The organism is Singulisphaera chitinilytica (assembly GCF_049331405.1).
In the GTDB taxonomy this organism is placed as follows: Bacteria; Planctomycetota; Planctomycetia; order Isosphaerales; family Isosphaeraceae; genus PoT.
Map to the genome: position 1 here is coordinate 9,387,347 of NZ_CP186274.1, position 24,241 is coordinate 9,411,587.

Below are 24,241 nucleotides of genomic sequence, written 5' to 3' on the forward strand. Positions count from 1 at the left end.
AAAATAGAGAGGGTCCGGAGGTTTGCGAGGAGTCCCAACCCGATCGGATTTGCAGTCTGGCTAAAGTCTCCTGGCCCGAGTTCGCCGAGACGGGTTACGATCGAGCTTGAGGCGATCGGGGCCCAAACTGCCGATAAACTTGAGGTAACGTCCCGTCCGTGCCGCAAGGGGGGGCCGACTCGAGGCCCTTCGACGAAGAGTGGGCAAGCGCACGGACGGCTCGATCCGATTCGGCGGGAAAAACGCAAAAAAGGAGTGACGCATGAAGGGGGGCATTGCCGGCAAACGGCAGCCTGATCGATCCTCGCAGGCGTCGAGCCCCGAGGCCGAGCCGAAGGCCGAGAATGGGGCCGGCTGGCCGCCCTGGGCGAAAGCCCTGGTGTCGCTGGCCCTGATCTTCCACATCGCCGCGATCCTCGCGGGGGCGCTCGCCGCCTCCCCCTCGTCGGAGCTCGAGCGGAGTTTCGCGGGCCTCTTCGCGACGTACCATCAGGTCATCGATCAGGGCTATTCGTATCGCTACTATTCCCCCGAGCCCGGGCCGACGGCCATCGCCATCGCGAAGATCAAGTTCGCCGACGGCCGGCCCGAGCAGACGGTCCGCCTCCCCGAGCGAGGGGTCTGGCCCAAGATCCGGTATCAGCGGCAGCTCGCCCTGGCCAACCACCTGGCCGAGGATTTCCGGATGGCCCAGGCGGCGGGGCAGGGGAACATGAGCAACTGGGCCCACTCCTACGCCAGGCACCTGGCGAAGGAATACAAGGGCTCGACGGAGATCTCCCTCTTCCTCCAGTCGCACCTCATCCCCAACATCGACCACATCCGGCACGAGCTGGACGAGCGCGGGTCGAAGGGCGTCGACCTCGATGCCGAGGAGTTCTTCACAGCACCCGAGCGGATCGGAGATTACCAGTGCGACGCCTTATAATCGGGCCCGTGGAGTATTTCCGGGAGCTGGGGAACGCGGCGGTCCGCGGCTGGAACGCCTTCTTCTTCACCCCGGCCGACCCGACCTCGCTCGGCCTCTTGCGCGTGGCGGTGGGGCTGCTCCTGCTCTGGAGCCTGGGCGTCTACGGCCTGGACCTCCAGGCCTTCTTCGGCTCCGAAGGATGGGCCGACCCCAAGGTCATCCGGCACATCCACGAGAGGCAGTCCCCGGCCGCCTGGTCGTTCTGGCTGCTCGTCCCCGACCACCTGCTGCGCCCGGCCTGGGTCGGCTGCATGGGGGTGCTGCTGCTCTACACGGTCGGCCTCTTCAGCAGGGTCACGTCGGTCCTCGCCTGGGTGATCGTCGTCTCGACCACGAGGCGCATGCCGGTCTCCCTCTTCGGCTTCGACCAGGTCATCTCGACCTGGGCCCTGTACCTGGCCCTGACCGGGGCGAGCGGCCAGGCCGTCTCGCTCGACCGCTTCTTCGCCAGGTACCGGCAGACCCGAGCCCTCGTGACAAGGCGAAGGCACGACGGCCGATGGATGGGGGCTTCGGGGGTTCCGACTCCCACGATTTCGGCCAACCTGGCACTCCGTTTGATCCAACTCCACCTGGTCCTGATCTACGGGATGGCCGGCCTGGCGAAGCTCCAGGGCCAGGCCTGGTGGTCGGGGATGGCGATCTGGGGCGTGCTGGCCGCGGCCGAGTTCCGCGAACTCGACCTGACCTGGCTCGCCGCGTATCCGTGGTTGCTCAACGTCATGACGCACGGCAGCCTGGCACTCGAGCTCGGCTATCCGGTGCTCATCTGGACGCGGGCGCTCCGCCCGTTGCTCCTGGGCACGGTGGTCCTGCTCCACTTCGGCATCGCGTTGACCGCGCCCGGGCTCTCCGAGTTCGGCCTGGTGATGCTGGCGGGCAACCTCGCGTTCGTCTCGGGCCCCTGGCTGCGCAGCCTGGTCGCGGGCAAGGCGGGCTCGCAGCCGGCCGGGAAGGTCCTCTACGACGGGGCCTGTCCCCGCTGCCGGGCCTCGATGGCCTTGCTGACCGCCGGGGATCCCGACCGCGTGCTCGAGCCGGTCGACCTCACCGCGGTCGACGTGACCAAGATCCATCCTTCGCTGACCAAGGAAGATTGCCTCAGGGCCATGCACGTCGTCAGGGCCGACGGGCGGATCGCCGCCGGGTATCGGGCGGTCATGCTCATCGGGCGCTGGATCCCCCTTTTCAAGCCGGCCGCATTGGTGGGATCCCTGCCGATCCTTTCCCAAGTGGGGGATCGCGTTTACAATCGGATAGCGGCTTCGCGACCTCGTGACTTCCTCTGTAACGACGACGTGTGCGGCATCCACCCCCATGCCCCCGTGGCCGACACCGAGAGAGCGCACCTATGAATTCCGATCGAGGCTCGCTCGCGCCCCAGAACGCCGAGGACGTCCCCAACCAGAGGCGGCTCTTCCTGTACGAGCCGGGCTGGAAGGTCGGGATGAAGGTCGGCAGCGAGCGCGAGTTTTGCTACATGATGGCCCCCGGCCAGGACTTCTACCATCGCTTCATGGACGGCGAGATCTTCCTCCAACGCGCCGACGAGAGGATCTGCCTCGCCTGCGCGGAGAGGAGGGGCTTGCTGTCCTACACCCCAAGGACCCTGCGCGAGCCCAGGCCCGAGCGGGAGTTGGACCTCGATGCCTCGGCCGACACGTTCGAGCTGAAGACGTCGTCGTCCGACGATTTCGAGGCCCCCAGGCTGTTTTGAAAGGGCCGTCAATCGAGACAGGTCGGGCGGGCCGGCCCCTCCGGGGTTCGGCCCCTTGTCGTTGGGGGATGCAACGGCGAAGAGACCCACGCCTTTCCCTCGACGCCCCCTCGAACCCTTGGCCGGCCGAACTCGTATCTTGACTTGCCTTGTCGAAATAGAGATCATTTCCCAATGATCGAACGCGAAAGGTGACGATGAGCGTTTCCTCGAAGTGTTATTATGCCATTCGGGCCATCTATGCTTTGGCCGAACATACCACCCCGGAGCCGATGAAGATCGCCGCGATCGCCGAACGGGAGTTGATCCCGATCCGATTCCTCGAGGTGATCCTGGGTCAGCTCAAGGGGGGCGGGTTCGTCCAGAGCCGGCGAGGCGCCGAGGGTGGTTACCGGCTGGCACGAGCGGCCGATCAACTGACGATCGGCGAGATCATGCGCTACATCGACGGCCCGATCGCACCGGTCGATTGCGTGAGTCAATCGCGACACAAGGAATGCGACTTTCACGGAGAGTGCCACTTTTTCGGATTCTGGGGCCGCGTCCGGCAAGCGACCTCCGACGTCGTCGACCGAACTACGTTCGCCGACCTCATCAAGGAGAATCGCGAGCGGAAACGAGGCTATGTCGGCGACTGGGTCATCTGACCCATATCTCGAACCTCAGCTAAGGTGCATCGCGGGTTGAACCTGCGTCCCTCCCCGGCCATTCTCGCGAGGCAACGGCCGCGACGGGGCGACTGACCCGAACTGCGAACGGCACGGGTCTTCACTCGACCCTGCCAGGCTCTGGCTTCGAACGCCCCCCACGACGATCCGACGAGCGAGGACGCTTGCCGGTGCCGCCAACCGCCGTCTCCCGATTCGCGCAGTTGCGAGGGGAGGGGCAACGGCCGCACCGACTCGCAGCGAGCCTCGGGGCGCTCCCAGCCTCAAGAGCCCTATGAACATCGAATTCCAAGCCCACTCGACCCCGACGACGCCCCCCGCCGTCGCGCGGCGACGGCCCCCGTGGCCGGCGTTCGCCCGGCTCCGGGTCCGATGCCGGCGGGCCTCGACACTCATGGCCCTGGTCGCGGCCCTCCTGCCGCTGGCGGCGACGACCTCCGGCTGTGCGCCCGCCCGGGGCGCGGGGGGCGGGGACGACACGCTGACCATCGGCGCCTACTCGGTGGTCCGCGAGGCCTTCCGCGACGGCATCCTGCCGGCCTTCGCCGCCGACTGGAAGCGGAAGACCGGCAGGACGGTCCACTTCGAGGAGTCCTACAACGCCTCGGGCGCCCAGAGCCGCGCCATCGAGTCGGGCTTCGACGCCGACATCGCCGTGCTCTCGCTCGAAGGGGACGTCACCCGCCTCGTCAAGGCGGGCCTGGTGAAGGAAGACTGGAAGAACGGGCCGAGCAAGGGGCTCATCACCCGGAGCCTGGTCGTCATCGGGGTCCGGCCCGGGAACCCGCAGAAGATCGCCGACTGGGAAGACCTCACCAGGACCGGCGTCTCGGTGCTCTATCCGGATCCGAAGACCTCCGGCGGGGCGCGCTGGAACATCAACGCGATCTACGGGGCGGGGCTCCTCAAGGACAAGAAGAAGCCCGACCCCGAGGCCGCGCATACGTTCCTCTCCAGGGTCCAGGCGAACGTGGTCAACATGGACTCGTCCGGGCGCCAGAGCATGGCCACCTTCGAGCGCGGCACCGGCGACGCGGTGGTCACGTATGAGAATGAGATCCTGCTCCAGGCGAGGATGAAGAAGATCGACGCCCCGTACGTCCTCCCCGAGGCGACGCTCCTGATCGAGGGACCCGCCGCGATCGTCGACGCCTCGGTCAAGCGGCACGGCAACCGCGAGGTGGCCGAGGCCTTCCTCGCCTACCTGCGGTCCGACGAGGCGCAGCGGATTTTGGCCGACTACGGGTTCCGCCCCTTGAATCCGAAGCTCGACCCGCCCGGCCGCAAGCCCTTGCCGAGCAAGCTCTTCACCATGAAGGACCTCGGCGGCTGGACCAAGATCAACAAAGAAGTGTACGCCCCCGGCGGCGTCTGGGACGACATCTTCACCCGCAAGAAGCCAGGAGGCCAGCCATGAGCACGGCCAGTCGAGGCCCCCGGCCTTCCCCCAGCGAGCTCCCCTTGCGGGCGATCACGCTGCTCTATCTCGGCCTGATGGTCGTGCTCCCCCTCGCCGCGCTCGGCGTCCAGGCGGCGGAGCCGGGCCGGGCCGCCTTCTGGAAGGAGATGACCAACCCCTTCGCCTGGCACGCGCTCAAGCTGACATTCGCCACGGCCGGGGTCATGGTCCTGATCAACGCGGTCACGGGGACGGCGACGGCGTGGGTGCTCGTCCGCTACTCGTTCCCGGGCAAGAAGATCATGAACGCGCTCATCGACGTCCCGTTCGCCGTGCCGACGGTCGTGACGGGGCTCATGCTCGTCGCCCTGTACGGGCCGACGAGCGTGCTGGGGTCGTTCCTGAGCCGAAATAACCTCGGGATCATCTACCAGCAGCCCGGCATCGTGCTGGCCCTGCTATTCGTCACGTATCCGTTCGTGATCCGGAGCGTGCAGCCGGTCCTGCTCGAGATGGACCGGGCGGAGGAAGAGGCGGCGGCCACGCTCGGGGCCGACGACCTCACGATCTTCCGCCGCGTGACCTTCCCGACCCTCTGGCCGGCGATCCTGACCGGCACCGCGCTGGCGTTCAGCCGGGCCCTCGGGGAATTCGGCAGCGTCGTCATGGTCGCGGGCAACCGCCCGCTCGCGACGAAGACCGGACCCATGTACATCTTCGGCGAGATCGAGAGCGGCAACCGCCACGGCGCGATGGTCGTCTCCGTCGTGCTTTTGGCCTGCTCACTCGGGATCCTGATCCTCTTGAACCGGCTCCAGCGCCGAGAGGGAGCCAGTCATGGCCACTGAGGTCGCCCCCGAAGTCAAGCCGTCGCGAAAGCAGGCGCTCCCCTGGGGGCGCTGGCTGCTGACCGCGGCGGTCGTCGCCTGGTTCTCGATCCTGATCCTCGTCCCGGCGCTGGCCTTGATCCGGGGGGCCTTCGCCAAGGGGTTCGCCCCGTTCGTGACGGCGCTCTCCGCGCCCGAGTCGCAGCAGGCGTTCATCCTGACGCTGTGGATCACGGTCCTGGCCACGGTGATCAACACGATCTTCGGCCTGGCCTTCGCCATCGTGCTGGTCCGGCAGAACTTCTGGGGCAAGTCGCTGGCCGACGGGCTCGTCGACCTGCCGTTCGCCGTCTCGCCGATCGTCGCGGGCCTGATGCTGATCATCGTCTACGGCGGCAAGGGGTGGCTCGGCCAGTGGCTCGAGCCGATGGGGATCCGGGTCGTCTACGCATGGCCGGGCATGCTGCTGGCCTCCATCTTCGTCACGCTCCCGTTCGTCGTCCGCGAGGTCGTGCCCGTCCTGCGGGAGTTCGGCGTGGACCAGGAGGAAGTGGCGTACACCCTGGGGGCCGGCCGCTGGCGGACCTTCTGGCGCGTGACGCTCCCCTCGATCCGCTGGGGCCTCGCCTACGGGATCACGCTGACCATCGCCCGCTCGCTCGGCGAATTCGGCGCCTTGCTCGTGGTCTCGGGCAACATCATCGGTCGGACGCAGACCGCCACGCTCTACGTCCACGACGGCATCGAGAGCTTCAACAACGCCGGCGCCTATGCCGCCAGCGTGCTCCTGGCCGGGGTCTCGTTCGTCATGCTCATCGGCATGGAGCTGCTCCGGAAGCGGGTCGAGATCCACGAGGAAGGCCATTGAGCAAGGACGTTCAGCCCGGTCGGCCTTCCGTAAAATTCAAGCGTCGGTCGCGGTCGATATTCGAGGTTCCTTCTTTTTCGTCGAGCATGCGGGGGATCGTGCCGTGGGCATTGTGGTGAGGAATCTCTCGAAGCGATTCGGCCGGTTCCAGGCGGTCGACGGGGTCTCGTTCGAGGTCCCCGCCGGGCAACTCGTCGCGCTCCTCGGGCCCTCGGGCTCGGGCAAGAGCACGATCCTGCGGATCATCGCGGGGCTCGAGCCGGCGGATTCCGGCGACGTGGAGCTGACCGGCGAGGACGCCACCAACCTCCCGACCCAGCGCCGGGGGGTCGGGTTCGTCTTCCAGCATTACGCCCTCTTCCGGCACATGACGATCCGGCAGAACGTGGCGTTCGGCCTCGAGGTCCAGAAGCCCCGGCCCTCGGCCAAGGTGATCCGCGAGCGCGTCGACGAGCTCCTGAAGCTCGTGCAGCTCTTCGCCTTCGCCGAGCGCTATCCGTCGCAGCTCTCGGGCGGGCAGCGACAGCGCGTGGCCCTGGCGAGGGCCCTGGCGCCCCGGCCCAAGGTCCTGCTGCTGGACGAGCCCTTCGGGGCCCTCGACGCCAAGGTCCGCGACGAGCTCCGGAGTTGGCTCCGCAAGCTCCACGACGAGGTCCACGTCACCAGCCTCTTCGTCACGCACGACCAGCAGGAGGCCTTCGAGGTGTCCGACCAGGTCGTCGTGCTGAACAAGGGGAAGGTCGAGCAGATGGGCCCGCCGCAGGAGCTTTACGAGCACCCGGCCTCGCCGTTCGTCACCGAGTTCCTGGGAGCGGTGAACATCCTCAAGGTCGAGACCGTGCTCGGCATGGACCTGGCTGATGAGAACCCACTGCCGCTCGAGGTCCCGGGCTCCAACGGCAACGGCGCCGCGGTCTACGTCCGGCCGCACGACTTCGAGATCACCCGCGAGCGCGACGGCAGGGCCGCCTGGTCGGCCCGGATCCGCCGCATGATCCCGCTCGGCGGCCTCGTCCGGCTCGACCTCACGCTCCTCGACGGCACGAACCTCAACGTCCAGCTAACTCGCGAGCAGTCTCTCCAGCTCAGCCTCGCCGACGGCGACGACGTCTTCGTCTCGCCGAAGGACTGGAAGGTCTTCCACGACGCGAAGGGGTTCGTCGAGAACTACGTGATCTGATCGCCCCGACGCTCCCTCCTCGCCCGCATCCCGGCCCCTCGCCGATCCCAATTGCCCTCGACATACATGAGCCCGTTCGTGACAACCTAATGTCGCGGGCGGGCTCGTCGCGCACAGGCCCGCGGGTTTCAATAAAAACAAACATGTATTCATCTCATAACATTAAAATTTAAATTCTCAAGAATTCTTGACAAACCTGTCGTGACCGTGCCTGTGATCGCCGTTTGCTGACATGCGAGCCTTAAAGTTTTCTTAAATCGGTACCCGTCCGCGGTGGGTGACGCTACATTTCCTCCAGAAGGGCGCCGGGTCACGCCGAGCCTTTTTGAAGAGACCGAGGGGCGCCGGCAGGCGACTCCCCCTCGATGACGGGCCGGTCACGGGCCTGATCACGACGAGCGTCTCGACGGCTCCCCCCCACCGTCAGGCCACGCCCTCGGTCCGCGCCCACGAGCGGACTCGCGACCGCGAGCCTTGGCTCGCTGCGCGCCGGCGAAACCGCAAGGAGATGCGGCCATGGTGGGCCGGGACCGGGCGAGACGGCCTCGCACGCGGTGGATCTCCTCCGGGTACGTCGCCCCGATCGAGAGGAATGCAGTCCGTTGTTGAGCGCGATCAAGCCAAGCCGGACGGGCTCGCCCATCGCCTGGGCGAGGTGGGGGCCGATCAGCAAGTGGATTGCCCAGGCGATACCGCCGCAAGGCCCGCCGATCCTCGTGCTCTCGCTGCCGAGGAGCGGGTCAAGCTGGGTCGGGCTCATGCTCGGGAGCGCCCCCGACGCCTTCTACCTGCGGGAGCCGGTCACGCAGAGCGACGAGAGGTTCTGCCGCCTGGGGACCGTCTTCTCGCTCGACCATCGCGAGCAGTCCGTGCCGTATGGCCGCCTGGCCGACAAGGCCTTCCTCGGCTGGCCCGACTTCGCCGAGAAGGTCCTCCCGCTCCCCGAGCGCTGGGGCTTGAAGGGACGACGCGGGGCGAGGGTCGTGATCAAGGAAGTCAACCCGCTGGCCGGCCGCTGGTACCTCGATCGATACAGCCCTCGCCTGATCTTCCTCGTGCGGCACCCGGCGGCCGTCGCGTTGAGCTTCCAGAAGCAAGGTTGGCTCGAGGACTCGCCCGGCGAGTGGGCCCGCAACGGGGACTTCCAGGGGAAGTCGCTCCGCCAGGCTTCCCGCGAAATCGGCGACTATCCGCATCAGATGACCGCCATGTATGAAGACCTCTGCGAACGACCGCGTGAGGGCTTCCGGGAACTCTTCGACTTCGCGGGCCTGACCTGGGACGAGCCCGTCGAGGAACTGGTGGATCGCTACTCCCGGGAGAGCCTCAAGGTGAGCCGCTCATGGCGCGAGCAGGTCGACCCCGAGGCGCTCGAGGGGCTCAAGAGTGCGTACCTCTCCTTCGGGCTCCCCTGGTATCGAGACCCGTCGGAATGGTGATCTCGGCCGGTTCGAAACGCAGACGGGGAGCCGCGGCCCGAAGGCGCGACTCCCCGTCATTCGCGATCGATCATAAATCGATAGCTTACTTCGAGCCCGAGCCGACGTCGGAGCCCGAGGCGGGCAGCGGGTTCCCCTCGGGGTCGAGGACGGTGATGACCTGCGCGTAGGGCAGGGTCTTCAGCTTGGCCTCGATCTTCGAGCGGTCGCCGACGACCAGGATGGTCATGTGCTTGGTGTCGAGGTACTTCTTCGCCACGCGGTCGACGTCCTCCTTGGTGACGGCCTCGACCTTGCCGGGGTAGGTGGTGAAGTAGTCATTCGGCAGCGAGTAGAGGACGAGGTCGGCCAGGGTCCCGGCCACGCCGAAGGTCGTCTCGAACTTGCCGGGGAAGCCCTTGATGGTGCGATCCTTGGCGAAGGCGAGCTCCTCGTCGGTCACAGGCCGGGCGCCGGAGATCTCCTCGATTTCCTTCATCAGCTCGAAGAGGGCCTCCTTGGTCACGGCCGTCTGGACCGAGCCCCCCGCCTCGAACGGCCCGGGGCCGATCCGGAAGGCGAAGTGCGAGCGGACCCCGTAGCTGTACCCCTTCGCCTCGCGGAGATTGAGGTTGATCCGGCTCGAGAACTGGCCGCCGAGGACGGCGTTCATGATCGTGAGCGGGAAGTAGTCGGGCGTCCCGCGCGGCTGGCCCACGAAGCCGACGGCCAGCACCGACTGCGCGGCGGCGGGCTTGTCGACGAGGTAGACCGTCAACGGCTTGGCGGCCGGCGCCTCGGGCAGCGAACGCTTCACGGCCTCGCCCGGCTTCCACTCCTTGAGCGACTTCTCGAGCGTCGCGACGATCGCGTCCGGCGAGGTGTCCCCGACGACGATCAGGGTCGCGTTGTTCGGCTTGAAGAGCTGCTCGTGGAACTTGACGATGTCGTCTCGGGTGATCGAGGCGATCGACTTCGCCGTGCCCATGTCGGGGCGGCCGTACGGGTGTTCCTCGCCGTAGAGCAGGCGGGGGAAGACGACGCCCGAGATCCCCTCGGCGCGGTCGAGCCGGGCCTGGATCATCGAAAGCCGCTGCTGGCTGAGCCGCTTCAGCTCCTTCTCGGGGAACGACGGGTTCAGCAGCACGTCGGAGTAGAGCTCGATGCCCCGGTCGATGTGCTTGGTCAGGGTCGTCAGCGAGAGGCTCGAGGCTTCGAGCCCGCCGTTGGCGTCGATCGAGGCGCCGATCTCCGAGAGGGCGCCGGCGAAGGCCAGCGAGTCGAGGTTCTTGGTGCCCTCGGTCAGCAGGTCGGCCGTCAGCGAGGCCAGTCCGTGCTTGGCGGGCGGGACGAGCACGTCGCCCCCCTTGAGCACGAGGCTCAGGGTCAGGATCGGCAGCTCATGCCGCTCGGCGACGAGGACCTCGAGGCCGTTGGAGAGGGTCCGCCGCGTGACGGCGGGCGGGGTGAAGTCGGGGGTCGGCCCGATCTTCGGCATGACCGAGCGGTCGAACGTGTCCTTGACCTCGGCGATCTTCGGGCTCTCGATCGGGGCCTGCTTGGAGCGGTCGACCTCGACCTCGGGGGCCCGAGGCGTCGGGGCGCCCGGGGTCACGTCGAGGCGGATGCGGGTCTTGGTCAGGTACTGATTGGCGACGCGCTTGACGTCCTCGGGCGTGACCTTGAAGAGCCGGATCATCTCCGCCTTGTAGGCGAGGGGGTCGCCGAACTCGACGTTGTAGTTGTTCAGGTAGTCGGCCTTGCGCCCGGCCGACTGGAGCCCGATGATCAGCTCGCTCTCCTGGGTATTCTGGGCCTTGGTCACCTCTTCGAGGGTCGGGCCGTCCTTCTTGAGCCGCTCGATCTCGGCGTCGGCGATCTCGACGAGCTTGTCGAGCGACTGGCCTGGGCGGGCGTAGATCGTGACGGTGAACTCACCGGCCAGGGCGCTGGCGGGATGGCCGGCCGAGACGCGTGCGGCGAGTTGCTTGTCGTACATCAGGGCGCGGAAGAGGCGATTCTCCTTGTCGATCCCGCCGAGGACGAGCGAGAGGACGTCGAGGGCCTGCTCGTCGGCGTCGCCGCGCTGGCCGGTCGGCCAGACGAGCTCGGCGCGGGGCAGGGTGACGCGGTCGGTCAGCTTGAGGTGCTTCGACTCCTTCAGGACGGGCACGCTCGGCTCGAGCTTGGCGACCTCGGGGCCCTTGGGCAGGGGGCCGAAGTACTTCTCGACCAGCTTCTTGGCCTCTTCCGGCTTGAAGTCGCCCGCGATGCAGAGGCTCGCGTTGTTCGGGCTGTAATAGGTGCGGAAGAACGACGAGACGTCGTCGAGGCTCGCGGCCGAGAGGTCGGCCATCGAGCCGATCACGCTGTGGTGGTACGGGTGATCGGGCGGGTAGAAGGCCTCGAGGAGGGCCTCGTGCGACTGGCCGTAAGGCACGTTGTCGACGCGCTGGCGACGCTCGTTCTTGACGACGTCACGCTGGTTGTCGAGCTTGGCCTGGGTCAACGCCGGCAGCAGGAAGCCCATGCGGTCCGCCTCTTCCCAGAGCGCCAGTTCCAGCACGTTGCTGGGGACGTTCTCGAAGTAGTTGGTGCGGTCGGTGCTGGTGCTGCCGTTGATCTGGGCGCCGACTTTTTCGAGCGGCCCGAAGTATTCGTCGTCGTGGTTCTTGGAGCCCTGGAACATCAGGTGTTCGAACAGGTGGGCGAACCCGGTGCGGCCCGTCTTCTCGTTCTTCGAGCCGACCTTGTACCAGATGTTGACCCCGACGATGGGGGTGGTGTGATCCTCGTGGAGGATGACCTCCAGGCCGTTGGGCAGCGTGTATTTCTCGACCTTGAGGTCGGGGATCTGGGGCGTCCGATTGTCCGCCCGCGCCGACGGCGCCAGGAGCACGGCGGCGGCGAGGGCCGCCAGGAAGGATCGAGACTTGCGGCAATCCATATGTGGCTCACTCCGTGATCGTCTTCGAGGCGTCCGAGAAACACTTGTTCTAACCGCTTCGCGGGGCATGAGTCCAGAGAACGGCAGGACCAAAATGGCGGGATTTCGGCCCCTTTCAAAGGCCCGAATCATCACCAAATCGGTGCTCTATACGCGTCATCACGGCCCCACCTCCGACCCAGGTCACGAAAACCGAGCCCCCCGCGCCGCCGACCTGCCGCCGTACGTAGCGACGACCCGACGCGGGCTCGAGCGACCCCCGCCAGGTTCCAGGTGCAGAAACGTCGAAACTCCTGCCTCATCAGCTTCGACGCGAACCCGCCGACAGATCCATCCAAGCAATGACCGATCGAACAACACGAGAAGACATGTAGGCCGGTAGTTCCTGGCCCATCGGACGAGGGAAGGCGAGCATTTTGCGCGCAATCAACGCAGCATCATAAACTTTGAATCCTAAGGATCCAGATCCAGGCAAACAGCAAGAAGCACCCTTGCATTTTAAAATGCCTATATTTTCAAAAACTTCTCATACGAACGACTTACACGCGCAATCTTGCCGATCCCAATGAGGCCCTTCCGGAATACTCGCCCCAGATTTTCCAATCGCTTTCTTTGGCATTCCCCGTTCCATGCTCTATATTTAGTCAATCGTCATAGTCCCGACGACGGCGTGTCGGGTTGAGGTGAGTTCGAAACGGTCGCGAAGATCCCCCTGCGCGCCCTTTGTGCCTGCACGGGCCGACCGTCGAGAGCGCTGCATCTATTCGGGATCGACGTCGCGAGGATGCGACCGCGCGGTCATCGACGAGACCACTTGCCACGCGCCCATCAGGCCGTGGCGAGATTCGCCAACCCAGGAGTCGCACCATGCCCCCGCATGCCCACCGAGGATCCTTCCCAGTGACGTCGTGGAACCGCAAAGGCCCGAGGAGGCGACCCATCCGCCCCGGCATCGACGCCCTGGAGCGGCGCGAATTACTGGCGGCGCCGGGGGACATCGTCCCGGGGCAGGTGTATCAGGACGTCGCCTTCTACGACGCGAACGGAGACATCGTCGAGGTCAAACTCAACGGGCCGACGAGCGGGAACCGGGGGTTCACCCTGAGGCTCGCGGGGGACGCGACCCGCATCGCCGACATCCAGCAGCTCAACCTCGTCGGGCTCACGGCGGAGAACGGGATCAGCATCACGGTCACGCCGATCGAGTTGACGATCAGCGGCGGCGTCGACAGCAAGATGTTCAGCAGCGGCTACACCAGCATCGCGAAGATCACAGCCGACCCGGGGGTGACGGCGATCGGGGGCCTGCAGCTCAGCGCGGCGGTCGTGGATGACGTCGCCCTGCCGGGCATCGACGTCGGCAGCATCACGCTCGACACCGGCAGCGTCGCCTACGTCGACGCGGCCAACACCGTCACGGCGGACTCGATCAGCATCAGCGCCCCGACGATCCTGATCACCAACCCGATCACCGGCGAGGCGGAGATCTTCGACGAGAGCCCGACGGGCCCGCAAGGGGGCTACATGCCGGCCCTCGGCCTGATCGATCTCTGGGACGTCGAGGCGAAGAGCATCGGCGCGATCGTGGTCAACGGGGCCATCGGCCAGAACTCGGGGGATCCGTTCGACGCGACCAACACGACCAACGACCTCCGGGGCGTGATCGACGTCGAGGGGCAGATCGGCTCGATCGTGGCCCCGCACGGTGCGATGCGGAGCGCGATCCGCGCCGGCGGGATCGGCTCAGTACGCCTCGGCCAGATCGACGGCGAGATCTCCACGGACGACTCGTCGCTGCCGATGACGATGTACCTCCCCAAGCAGTTTACCGGCTTCATCCACGCCGCGGGGCACCTGAACCTCGGATTCACCGACGCCTCCGGCGAGCTGGACACCGGCAACATCCAGGCGGGGGGCGGGATCTCCGGCACCGACCCGTCGACGACCGACCCCGTCCTCGTGCCCGACAAGTTCGCCGCCCCCGTGACCAACACGAGCACCACCGTCGGGATCGCCGGCGTCGAGGTCAACGGCGCCGCGATGGCCCGATGGTACTCGGCGTCGAGCATCGGCGACGTGAAGGCCCAGTCGTTCGCCGCGGGCTCGCTGTTCGAGGCCGCCGGGAACATCGGCAACGTCGAGCAGTTGATGACGACCAAGTCCGGCACGCCCGCGGGCGGCGGGCAGGCGACGGCCCTGCCGGTCGACCTTGAGGGCATGTTCAAGGCCGGCGGCAACATCGGCAACGTCAAGTCGGCGAGCGGCATCAAGGCCGAGCTGATCGCGGGCGGGAACATCGGCAACATCACCGGCGTCAGCGGCGGGCTCAACTCGACGGTCGTGCAGGCGGGCGGGAACATCGGCGACATCAACGTCTTCCAGAAGACGGCCGCGACGACCGAGATCCTGGCCGGGGGCAGCCTCGGCAACATCCACGTCTACTCCGGCGACGTGAGCTGGAACGTGAAGGCCACGAACATCGGCAGCGTCGTCCTCGAAGCCGGTGGGATGAACCTGGCCGTCTTCGTTGCGCTCCAGGACTTCGGCGCGGTGACCATCACAAGCCCGCTCGTCAACGCGATCGAGGGGGGCAGCCTGATCGCCGGCGGGGATATGGGGGCCGTCACGGCCTATGCCTTCGGGACGACGGCGATCCACGGCACCCTGATCCAGGCGGGCGGGCGGATCGCCGGTGTGACGGGGATCTCGTACGGCTCGACCGTCCTGCCAGAGGTCACGCCGGGGGTCACTTCGTCGCCGGCCAACACGAACAACGGCATCGATAAGGCGCAGATCCTCGCCGCCGAGATCGGCCCGATCCTCGGGCAGGCGGCCGTGGGGACGGGCATCCTCAAGGCGGTGATCCACGCCCAGGTCGGCGACATCGACTCGATCACCGGCATCGGCAACGGAGACGGCATCAACGGGGCGATCGTCGTCGCGGAAGGGGGCATCGGCCCGATCAAGGCGCTCTCGACGGTCCTCGGAGACGGCATCCGCGGCGGCAGCTTCGACGCCAACGGCAAGACCGACCCGGATCTCGGCAACATCGGGGCGATCACCGCGCAAGGCGGGCCGGCGGGGGGCGACGGGATCGCGAACACGCGGATCCAGGCCTCGGGGCGGATCGCCGGCATCGACGGGACGGCCAACGCCAACGGCGGCGACGCCCTCTACACGGTCAGCACCACCGCCAAGAGCTTCGGCCCGATCAAGGCCCTGGTCCTCGGCGGCCAGACCGGCAACGGCATCACCAACATGAACCTGAGGGCCTGGTCCGACTACGAGAACCAGCGCCCCAAGAACCCGGACACGCAAGTCGACAGCATCTATGTGGATGTCCGCTCGGCCCTCGGCATGGGGATCACCGGCTCGATCTTCCAGATCAAGGGGGACCTGCTCGACCTCGACTCCCGGGCGCTGAACGCCTCGGCGATCTCCACCAGCAACTTCACCAGCTCGCAGGGGAACTTCGGCCGGATCCACGCGGAGTCGACCAACGGCGGGGTCGCGATCAGCGGCAGCCTCTTCACCGCGAGCAACGGCTCGATCGGCTCGGCCAAGACGCTCGCCGACGCCGAGACGTCCGGCATCACGGCGATCGCCAACGGGACTTCGCTCCTCGCCACCGCGATCAGCGAGTCGAGCTTCTCGGCCGACTCGAACATCGGCGTCATCAAGGCGGTCGCCCGGGGCGGGACGGCCATCCTGAACTCGACCTTCCTCGCCGACTCCAACTTCGGCAGCGCCAACAATGGCCCGAACCTCTCGGGCACCGTCCCCGATCCGGATGACGAGGGGGCGATCTTCGGCATCTACGCCGAGACCCAGGGCCAGAACCTCGTGTCTTCGGCGGGGATCTCCGGCTCGAGCTTCGAGGGGGAGAAGATCGGCTTCATCACGGTGAACGTCACCGACCGCGAGGAAGGGGGCGCGGGCATCTCGGGCTCGACCTTCGTGGCCCGCAACGCCGTGTACGATGGCGCGGGGAACTTCGACAATAAGGGGACGATCGGCGACATCAACGTCACCGACGGCTCGCTCCGCGGCAACGGCATCGAGACGAGCAATTTCTACGCGGGGGCCGCGGGCTCGATCGGCAACATCAACGTGACGACGCTCGGCGGCACGGGCATCTTCGAGAGCGAGTTCCGGGCCTCGTTCTTCGACTACGACCAGAAGCACTTCGACGGCAAGATCGGCAAGGTCACGGTGAACGCCGGGCGTGCCGGCGGGACCTTGCTGCCGCTGCCCCCCCCGCCCAACGACGCCTGGACCTTGCTGAGCGCCGGCATCGACTCCAGCTACTTCGCGGCGGTCGGCGGCATCGGCGACGTCACGGTCAACTCGCTCGGCACCGGGGTCTTCTTCTCGGCCTTCCTCGCCGACTTCGACGCCATCGGGCGGCTCGCTTCGATCCCCGACTTCGTCCTCCCATTCTTCGCCCAGGACACGCCCGGCCCCCTCGGCAACGTCTCGATCACGTCGCAGGGGCGGTTCGGCTCCGGCGCGATCTTCTCGGTGTTCACCGGGTCGAGCGTCGGCGACATCGCCATCAAAGTGTCGTCTCGCGACACGCAGGCCGTCTCGCTCGCCCCGCCCACATCGCCGGCGCCGGTCGCGGAGGCGATCCAGGCCGTCTCGAGTTTCGTAGGGGCCCCGCTCGGGTCTTACATCGGCCCGGCGGCCAGCGCCGCGAGCCTGTACATCGCCACGGCCGGCAACATCGGCGCGGTCGACGTCCAGAACGCGGGCGCCGGCTTCGACTCGATCGCCTCGGCGTACATGGCCCTGCCGTTCGGCTTCTATGGCCCGGTCACGCCGATGGACAGGTCCCTGCTCAATATCTTCTGGGCGATCCCGCGGTTGTTCTCGGCCGGCTCGCCGCCGGCGGTGACGGCGGACTCGCCCTTGGCGTCCTCCTACACGGCGGGTAACCCCCTGGACTTCGCCGTCGACTTCGGCGCCCCGGTTCGAGTGGCGGGGCAGCCCTGGTTCCCGGTCTCGGTCGGCTCCAGCACGAAGGTCGCCCGCTACGTCTCAGGCAGCGGCACGACCCGGCTGATCTTCCGGCTCGACGCCGATCCCTTCGCGAAGGGCAACGTGACGGTCCCGGCCGGCGCGACGATCCAGACCGACCTCAAGAACCGGATCGTCGACGACGCCAGCGGCGTCCTGGTCACGACGACCACGGTCCCCGCCATGACCTTGGCCGCGACGGTCGTGACTCCCCCGGCGCCCGCCCCCGACACGGTCGCCCCTTCGGTCGTCTCCGTCTCCCCGATCCAGACGACACCCATCCCGGGATCGAGGAAGCCGTATGCGGTCGGCCAGGTCCTCACGGTTACGGTCACGTACAGCGAGGCGGTGCGGGTCCGGGGCCTGCCGACGATGGACCTGATGCTCGGCGCGAAGAAGAAGGTCATGACCTACGCCGGCGGGGACGGGACGAACGTCCTCGTCTTCACCTACACGCTCACGCGGGCCGACCTCTCCGGGGCCAAATCCGCGAGGGCCGGCGGCGTCGTCACCCTCGGATCGGGAGCCGCGATCTCCGACTCCGCGGGTAACGCCGCGAAGTCGACGACCACGGCCGTCGCCACCCCGGCGACCCCGCGCGGCCCCCTGGGCCTCAAGGGGCGAGGCAGGGGGGCTCGACGCTAAAAATCAGGAGCCTCCTCGCGAGGCTCCTTTGGCCCTCGACCTAGACGATCACCTTCAGGGTCCGCAGCCTGGAGATCGCCAGGTCGAGGGTCTCGTCCCGCTTGCAGAAGCAGAAGCGGATGTATTGCTGGCCGAGCGTCTTGTCCAGGAAGAAGCTCGAGCCGGGGACCGTCGCCACGCCGACCTCGCGCACGAGATGGCGGGCGAAGGCCACGTCGTCCGTCGCGCCGAAGGCCTCGATGTTGGCCATGACGTAATAGGCGCCGTGGGGCAACTCGAGGTCGAAGCCGATCTCCAAGAGAGCCGAGCAGAGGCGGTCGCGGCGGGCCTGGTAGTCCTGCGAGAGCCTGGCGAAGTACTCGCGGGGCATCCGGTAGGCGAAGGCACCCGCCTCCTGGAGCGGGGCCGCGGCGCCGATCGAGACGTAGTCGTGGATCTGGCGGAAGGCGTGCGTCAGACCCTTGGGGGCGATCATCGTGCCGATCCGCCAGCCGGTCACGGCGAACGTCTTCGACATCCCGCCGACGGTCACCGTCCGCTCCTGCATCCCCTCCAGGCTCGCCAGCGCGATGTGCTCGCGGCCGTCGTAGATGATATGTTCATAAATTTCGTCGGTGATGGCGATCACATCCCACTTGCGGCAGAGGGCCGCGATCATCTCGAGGTCCTCGCGCGTGGCGACGGCCCCCGTGGGGTTGTTGGGATTGCAGAGGATGATCGCCTTGGTCTTGTCGTTGAAGGCGGCGGCGAGCTCGTCGGGGTCGAACCGCCAGTCGGGGGGGCGGACGGGGACGAACCTCGGCGTGGCGCCGGCGAGGACGCAGTCGGGCCAGTAGTTCTCGTAGAAGGGCTGCGAGAGGATCACCTCGTCGCCCGGGTTGATGAGCGCCATCAGGGCGACGAGCATCGCCTCGGTGCTGCCGCAGGTGACGGTGATCTCCGTCTCCGGGTCGACCGCCAGGCCGAGGTGCCAGCCGGCGTGCTCGGCGATCGCGTGCCGGAGCTCGCGAGAGCCCCAGGTGATCGCGTACTGGTTGACGTCGGCCTCGATGGCGCGGCAGGCCGCCGCCTTGAGCTCGGCGGGGGCGGGGAAGTCGGGCATCCCCTGCGCGAGGTTCACCGCCTTGTGCTTCGCGGCCTCGACCGACATGCCTCGGATCACGCTCTCGGTGAACCGAGACGCCTTCTGAGCAAGCAAGGGAAGTTGCATCGGACCCCGAACGAGAGGGAGTAAGATCCGGCGCCCCGGGGGATCGCTCGCCCCGGGCATCGCCGGTTGCGGTTCAAAGTCAAAGCGGGGCAGGGCTCACGCGGCGGGCGATTCTATCGCGGCGAGCCACGCCGAGCGGTCACAGATTCCGATCAACATTGTCGCCAAACCCCCGGCCGATCCGCAACACACGATCCATCACTCCAATCGCTGCAATCGGACCAGTTCTCGCAAGCCATTCCTCAAGACCGTTGGGCCTATTCCAGAGGACGTTTGGGAGTCCCGCCGGGGACTTTCGAGCCGATACCTGAACCGACACGAAGGTACCTCGGCGCATTCCGTCACGAAACGAGGCGAGACCTCGGATTACCGAAGGGCGAGCGGACGCCGCCCAAGGATCGCGCCCAGGGCACGGAGGGTTTTCCTATGTCGGTTGCTCGCCAAGATCGCCGTCGACGTAACATGCGCCGGCCGGCCCGGGTCCATCTCGGTTCCGAGAACCTCAGCAGGGTCGCCGACCGGATTTCGGCCGGTTTCCGCGACATGATCCATCACTGGCAGCGGGTCCGGGTGGAAGTCGTCAGCCTCATCTCGAACCTGTTCGAGGGGTCGCAGTCGTCGACCCGTCGCCAGGAGCGCAACGCCTTCCGGCCTTCCGTCATGGGGACGACGGGCGGCCTGGAAACGCGAATGCTGATGTCGAACCTCCCCGGGCAGTTCTTCCTCAACAACCCGAGCCCTAGGGTCGCGCTGCGGTACAACGATCCGCAGCAGTACTCCCCCGCGGCGCCCCATAACAATAAGCAGTATCCTCGCGGACAGGGCGTGAGCACGCAGACCGCCCGCGGCGGCCAGAGCGTGGTCGTCGCCACGCCGGACGGCCACTTCAACATTCAGCTCACGCAGTTCATCCCGACCGCCGGCTCGGGTATCTCCACTAGCGGTTCCTCGACCAACGTGCCGGGGACGCAGACACCGATCCAGGGGCAGGTCCCCGGCGGCAGCACCGTCCAGCCGATCGGCACGGTGCGGGCCTATGCCATGGCCGGCGGCAAGGTCGGCATCATCGTCGACGCCACCACGACCCAGTCCGAGCTCGACATCAGCCCGGTGCCGTTCCCGCAGCGCAAGGGCTATGCCCACAGCTTCGCGTACGGCCAGTCGAGCCAGAGCCACGTGCTGAACATCGGTCAAATCACCGTGAACAGCGGCTCGATCTCGGCGATCCTCGGCTACCACACCGCGAACCTCTCGGGCCCGCTCACCGTCGCCGGCGATGACCCGGTCGACCGCATCGCGTTCAACGCGCTACTACCGGGTGCGACGATCACCACGGGCGGCGACGTCAACACCCTCGACATCCTCACCGAAGCCAACCTGAGCGGTGCCGGCACCGGCATCAACATCGGCCGTGATCTGAACCTGTTTAACGTCGGCAATGATCTAGACATCACCAACGGGGCCTCGGTCAGGATCGGCCGCTTCCTCGGCACGAGCCCGCAGCCAGCCAAGGGCACAGCGACCGGCTCGAACCTGCTGGCTCAGAACCAGGCCCTGATCGGCACCGGCACCAGCACCACCACGCCGTCGCTCTCGGGTTATATCCAAGGCAACGTGAATATCGGCAATGGCAGCATCTTCTTCGTGGGAAGTGGCATCGCAAACGGCTCCGTGACAGGCACCAACGACGCCACCAGTGGCGCCGGCATACTGACGCCGTCGGTATTCCTGGTCAACGGAACCACCAACGTTTCGGGAGCCGCCGTCACCGACCAGATCATCATCCCCGGTTTCAACCCAGGCTTGACTGTTGGTGGAGCGGGTGCTTTGTACCCCTTCCCCCCTTTCACAGCCAACTACGTCTCTCGGAATTCATACAACAAGCCGGCCAATTGATCGAAGTCCCTTCAATCAAACAAGTCTTGTTAACGAAAACGGCCTCTCATCCCACATCTGCTGGGATGAGAGGCCGTTCGCTTTTTGATGCAAAGATGATTGGATCGCGATCAGCTCGTGATGCCCTTGGTCAGGTGCATGAACGCGGTCTCGAGGTTGATCTCGTCCTCCTTGAAGAGGGTGAGGTCGAACCCTTGCTCGATCAGCCGGCTGGCGAGGAAGCTGTACTGGACGACCCCCTCGTTCATCTTGACGATCAGGACCCCGTTCTTGTCCTGGACGGTCTCGACCTCGGGCTGGCCCTCGAGGAAGTTCGCGGCGTCGGTGAGCCGGTCGCTCACGGCGATGTTCAGCACGATGTCGGTGCGGACCTGCTTCATCACGTCGACGACCGCGCCGTTGACCAGCAGCACACCTTGCTCGATGATGCCGATCTTGTTGCAGATGTCGGCGAGCTCGGGGAGGATGTGGCTGGAGACGAGGATCGTCTTGCCCATCGAGCGCAGCTCCTTCAGGAGCGCGCGGATCTCGATGCGGGCGCGGGGGTCGAGGCCCGACGCCGGCTCGTCGAGCAGGAGGACCTGCGGGTCGTGCAGCAGCACGCGGGCCAGGCCGAGGCGCTGGGTCATGCCGCGCGAGAGGCTGGTGACGAGCGCGTCCCGCTTGTACGTGAGGTCGACCAGCTCGAGCACTTCCTCGCAGATCTTCTTGCGCGCGGCCCCCTTGATCCGGTAGGCGGCGGCGAAGAACTCGAGGTACTCGATCACCTTCATGTCGTCGTAGACGCCGAAGAAGTCGGGCATGTAGCCGATCGCCCGGCGGATATCCTTGGCGCCGTTGTAGATCGAGTAGCCGCAGACCGTGGCCTCGCCCCAGGTCGGGTTCAGCAGGGTCGCGAGGATCCGCATCGTCGTCGTCTTGCCGGCGCCGTTGGGGCCGATGAAACCGTAGACGTCCCCCTGGTTGAGGGTCAGGTTCAGGCGGTTCAGGGCGTACAGGTCGCCATACATCTTCGTCAGGTCATGCGTCTCGATCATGGAGCTGCCTTCTATGAGTAGGGCGTGCCAGGTACGCCAACGGCCCATTCGATTCTACGCGTGATTCTCGACCCGGGTGCCCCCGGGTCAGTTCCCCTTCGACGCCTCGTCCCCGGGCTTCTTCAGCGGCAGGAGGACGCGGAGCAGGGTGGTCTGATCGACCTTCGGCTCGCTCGGCGCGTTGTCGATCAGGAGCCGGGAGGTCGGCCGATCGATGCGGGCCACGAGCATCGGCCGGTCGAGGTTGAGCACGCCCGTGAGGTCGAGGGTGTGGAGGGGGTTGCTGCTCGTCGGGTTCTCGGCCGTCGTCGCGCTCGAGGCGGCGCTGTCGTGGAACATGAGCTGGAGCATGAGGTTCGCCCGGAGGATCGGCGCCTCGGTGTTCCAGGCCTGGACGTTCCCCTCGCGGACCGGCTGGGCCTGGAGATGGCCGGAGAGCTGTCGGTCGTTCGCCAGCTCGACCTGGACCGTCGCCCCGGGGGCGATCTTGTTCAGGATGTAAACCTGCTTGTTGAACGCCAGGATGGTGTCCTCGAGGGTCATCCCCGAGCGGTTGGTGATCGTCCCCTCGAGGCGATCGGAGCCGACCGGCTTGAGGTCGACGTCGAAGAGCGGGGTGCTCGGCCCGGGGCCGAACCAGCGGGCCATCAGGCACTTGGTGCTCCAGATCGCCACGCGGACGTCGGTGAGCGACTCGGCCGAGCCTGGGGGCGAGTAGGCGTATCCGCCGCTCGAGAACCCGATCTGCCGGCTGTTCCCCATCCCGCCGAAGCCCGGTTGCGGCACGCCGAACCAGGAGAGCACCGTCTCGGTCCCCGCCGGGGCCTTGCTCGGGGCGGCATCCCCCTTGGGGGCGTCCTGGTCGACCGGCAGGGGGACGACCGAGACGCCGTAGTCGCGATTCTGCGGGCTGAAGATGTCGACGAACGAGGTCCCCCGGATCAGGCCGCCCGAGGGGACGGCGTTGTCGGGGCCGGGCCCCTGGAGGACGTCGATGATGTCGACCTTGTTGACCCGCAGGTCGCTCCCCTTCACGACGTAGGCCGCGTAGTAGGCGAGCAGGCTCACGGTGAGGACGATGACCGGGAACGTGATCCAGGTCAGCTCCATCCGCTTGACGACCTTCTTGAGGAAGAGGTAGTCGCCCGGGCCGATCAGGAGGATGTAGAGGAAGATGAAGAAGGCGACCCAGCCGAAGGAGATCAGCTTGATCCCCTTGAACTGCTCGAGGCCGCGTCGGAGCTCGGTGGAGAGGTCAGTGTCCGACGCCTGGTAGATCCTGCGCGAGGGGGCGGTGGCCGTCACCGTGCCGTTCGCCGACTCATTCCCCTGGCGGCGAAGGTCGAGGGCCCGCACCCAGAAGAGGGCCCGGTCTTCCCAGCTCGAGAACGGCTTCTGGTCGACGTCGACGCCGATCAATGTGACCCGCCCGAACCCGTGCGTGCCCCGGATGATCAGGGGGACGCCGAGGGTCGAGCCGAGGACCTTGCCGCCTCGCGACTCGATCGACTCGAACTTCGTGACCATGACCGGCGGGGTGCCGGCCGGGGTGATCGGCTTGGTCGCGCCCGCGGTGAAGGTCTCGATGCCGTTGAGGTCGTTGACCCGTTCCTGGCCGCTCGGGACCGCCGGGAGCAAGGGGCCGATGACGCTGTCGCGCACCTGCTGCCAGTTCGAGCCGACGGAGACGACGAGGTGCCCGCCCCGGCTCACCCAGTCGGCCAGGGCGCGGCCGCGGAGGTTGTCGAGGGTGGCCATGACCTCGCGGTCGTCGGTATCGAGCACGATCGCACGGGCGCCGTCGAAGCCCTGCCAGCGTCCGGGCATGAGCCCTTCGGCCGCCTCGACCCGGGCCACGGCGACCTGGCCCCCCATGTTCTTGTCGGCGAAGCCGGGCAGGGCGGGGACCATGTCCACCCCCTGCGGCTTGCCCAGGACGAGCACAAGGCTGTCATCCGACCGGAGCGGGTCGAACTTCGCCACGTTGGAGCCCACGACCGTGATGGGGCGGACCTTGCGGGAGGCGTCGATCAGGCGGATGCCGAAATCGGGGTCGTTCGAGCCGGGCCTGGCGTAGACGGTGAATCGCTGGCTCTCGCCGGCCCCGACGTCGATGGGCTGCTGCACCAGGGTCGGCGTGCCGTCGTCGTCGGGCACGGTCAGCTCCATGACGCCGGTGAACCGCTGGTCCCCCGCGCGGAGCTGGACCCAGACGGGGGTCCACGCGCCCACCTTGAACAGGTTGTTCTGGTCTTTGTTCGAGTACCCGACGCGCAGGTTCTCAACCTCGATGGGAGGCTTGGGGGGTGCGGCGGAGACCGCCCCGGTCAGGGCCAAGACGAGCGCCCCGACCACCGCGAACGGCCAACGTCTCAGACGAGGTTGCATGGTGCACATTCCTAGGTGAGCCAATCCCATCGAGAAGTCGGTCGATAGGTCG

15 protein-coding genes are annotated in these 24,241 nt (G+C 66.9%); 11 read left to right on the forward strand and 4 right to left on the reverse strand.

Annotated features, from left to right (window positions below; all coding sequences use genetic code 11):
* The first annotated feature begins 262 nt into the window (after nucleotides 1-262).
* The 9 genes from ACOYYX_RS36550 (at nucleotide 263) to ACOYYX_RS36590 (ending at nucleotide 9,068) form a co-directional block, all read left to right on the forward strand.
* Nucleotides 263-928 (forward strand): hypothetical protein, encoded by a 666-nt coding sequence (locus tag ACOYYX_RS36550; RefSeq protein ID WP_422927582.1) that lies wholly within the window; start codon nucleotides 263-265, stop codon nucleotides 926-928.
* Nucleotides 913-2,325 carry a DCC1-like thiol-disulfide oxidoreductase family protein gene (locus tag ACOYYX_RS36555; RefSeq protein WP_422927583.1) on the forward strand — a complete coding sequence of 471 codons (1,413 nt, stop codon included), beginning with the start codon at nucleotides 913-915 and terminating at the stop codon, nucleotides 2,323-2,325. The genes ACOYYX_RS36550 and ACOYYX_RS36555 overlap by 16 nt, the downstream gene beginning before the upstream one ends.
* The gene (locus tag ACOYYX_RS36560) at nucleotides 2,322-2,687 is read left to right on the forward strand and encodes a hypothetical protein (protein WP_422927584.1); all 366 of its coding nucleotides are present in this window, start codon (nucleotides 2,322-2,324) and stop codon (nucleotides 2,685-2,687) included. The genes ACOYYX_RS36555 and ACOYYX_RS36560 overlap by 4 nt, the downstream gene beginning before the upstream one ends.
* A 197-nt stretch (nucleotides 2,688-2,884) precedes the next feature.
* Nucleotides 2,885-3,334 (forward strand): RrF2 family transcriptional regulator, encoded by a 450-nt coding sequence (locus ACOYYX_RS36565; protein ID WP_422927585.1) that lies wholly within the window; start codon nucleotides 2,885-2,887, stop codon nucleotides 3,332-3,334.
* Between the two features lie 295 nt (nucleotides 3,335-3,629).
* Nucleotides 3,630-4,772, forward strand: coding sequence for a sulfate ABC transporter substrate-binding protein (locus ACOYYX_RS36570; RefSeq protein ID WP_422927586.1), 1,143 nt, complete (start codon nucleotides 3,630-3,632; stop codon nucleotides 4,770-4,772).
* Nucleotides 4,769-5,602, forward strand: a complete 834-nt coding sequence (gene cysT, locus ACOYYX_RS36575; RefSeq protein ID WP_422927587.1) for a sulfate ABC transporter permease subunit CysT — start codon at nucleotides 4,769-4,771, stop codon at nucleotides 5,600-5,602. The genes ACOYYX_RS36570 and cysT overlap by 4 nt, the downstream gene beginning before the upstream one ends.
* A complete protein-coding gene (locus ACOYYX_RS36580) occupies nucleotides 5,592-6,449 on the forward strand; it encodes a sulfate ABC transporter permease (protein ID WP_422927588.1) in 858 nt (285 codons plus the stop codon). The genes cysT and ACOYYX_RS36580 overlap by 11 nt, the downstream gene beginning before the upstream one ends.
* A gap of 103 nt (nucleotides 6,450-6,552) precedes the next feature.
* Nucleotides 6,553-7,629 carry a sulfate/molybdate ABC transporter ATP-binding protein gene (locus ACOYYX_RS36585; protein ID WP_422927589.1) on the forward strand — a complete coding sequence of 359 codons (1,077 nt, stop codon included), beginning with the start codon at nucleotides 6,553-6,555 and terminating at the stop codon, nucleotides 7,627-7,629.
* A gap of 602 nt (nucleotides 7,630-8,231) precedes the next feature.
* Nucleotides 8,232-9,068: a sulfotransferase gene (locus tag ACOYYX_RS36590; RefSeq protein WP_422927590.1), complete on the forward strand. Its 837-nt coding sequence runs from the start codon at nucleotides 8,232-8,234 to the stop codon at nucleotides 9,066-9,068.
* 85 nt (nucleotides 9,069-9,153) lie between these two features.
* On the opposite strand, the gene ACOYYX_RS36595 is transcribed toward ACOYYX_RS36590, so the two are convergent.
* Nucleotides 9,154-11,994, reverse strand: coding sequence for a M16 family metallopeptidase (locus tag ACOYYX_RS36595; protein WP_422927591.1), 2,841 nt, complete (start codon nucleotides 11,992-11,994; stop codon nucleotides 9,154-9,156).
* A gap of 900 nt (nucleotides 11,995-12,894) precedes the next feature.
* Here ACOYYX_RS36595 and ACOYYX_RS36600 point away from each other — a divergent pair.
* Entirely contained in the window at nucleotides 12,895-17,658 is a 4,764-nt protein-coding gene (locus ACOYYX_RS36600) for a beta strand repeat-containing protein (RefSeq protein ID WP_422927592.1), read from the forward strand.
* 40 nt (nucleotides 17,659-17,698) lie between these two features.
* Here the strand turns inward: ACOYYX_RS36600 and ACOYYX_RS36605 are convergent, their stop codons facing one another.
* On the reverse strand, nucleotides 17,699-18,856 hold the full coding sequence (locus ACOYYX_RS36605; protein WP_422927593.1) for a pyridoxal phosphate-dependent aminotransferase: 1,158 nt from the start codon (nucleotides 18,854-18,856) through the stop codon (nucleotides 17,699-17,701).
* 438 nt (nucleotides 18,857-19,294) lie between these two features.
* On the opposite strand from ACOYYX_RS36605, the gene ACOYYX_RS36610 reads away from it, so the two are divergent.
* Complete coding sequence (locus ACOYYX_RS36610) at nucleotides 19,295-20,764, forward strand: hypothetical protein (RefSeq protein ID WP_422927594.1); 1,470 nt, start codon at nucleotides 19,295-19,297, stop codon at nucleotides 20,762-20,764.
* A 110-nt stretch (nucleotides 20,765-20,874) separates the two neighbouring features.
* On the opposite strand, the gene ACOYYX_RS36615 is transcribed toward ACOYYX_RS36610, so the two are convergent.
* Nucleotides 20,875-21,801: an ABC transporter ATP-binding protein gene (locus ACOYYX_RS36615; protein ID WP_422927595.1), complete on the reverse strand. Its 927-nt coding sequence runs from the start codon at nucleotides 21,799-21,801 to the stop codon at nucleotides 20,875-20,877.
* A gap of 87 nt (nucleotides 21,802-21,888) precedes the next feature.
* The gene (locus ACOYYX_RS36620; RefSeq protein WP_422927596.1) at nucleotides 21,889-24,189 is read right to left on the reverse strand and encodes a hypothetical protein; all 2,301 of its coding nucleotides are present in this window, start codon (nucleotides 24,187-24,189) and stop codon (nucleotides 21,889-21,891) included.
* Nucleotides 24,190-24,241 lie beyond the last annotated feature (52 nt).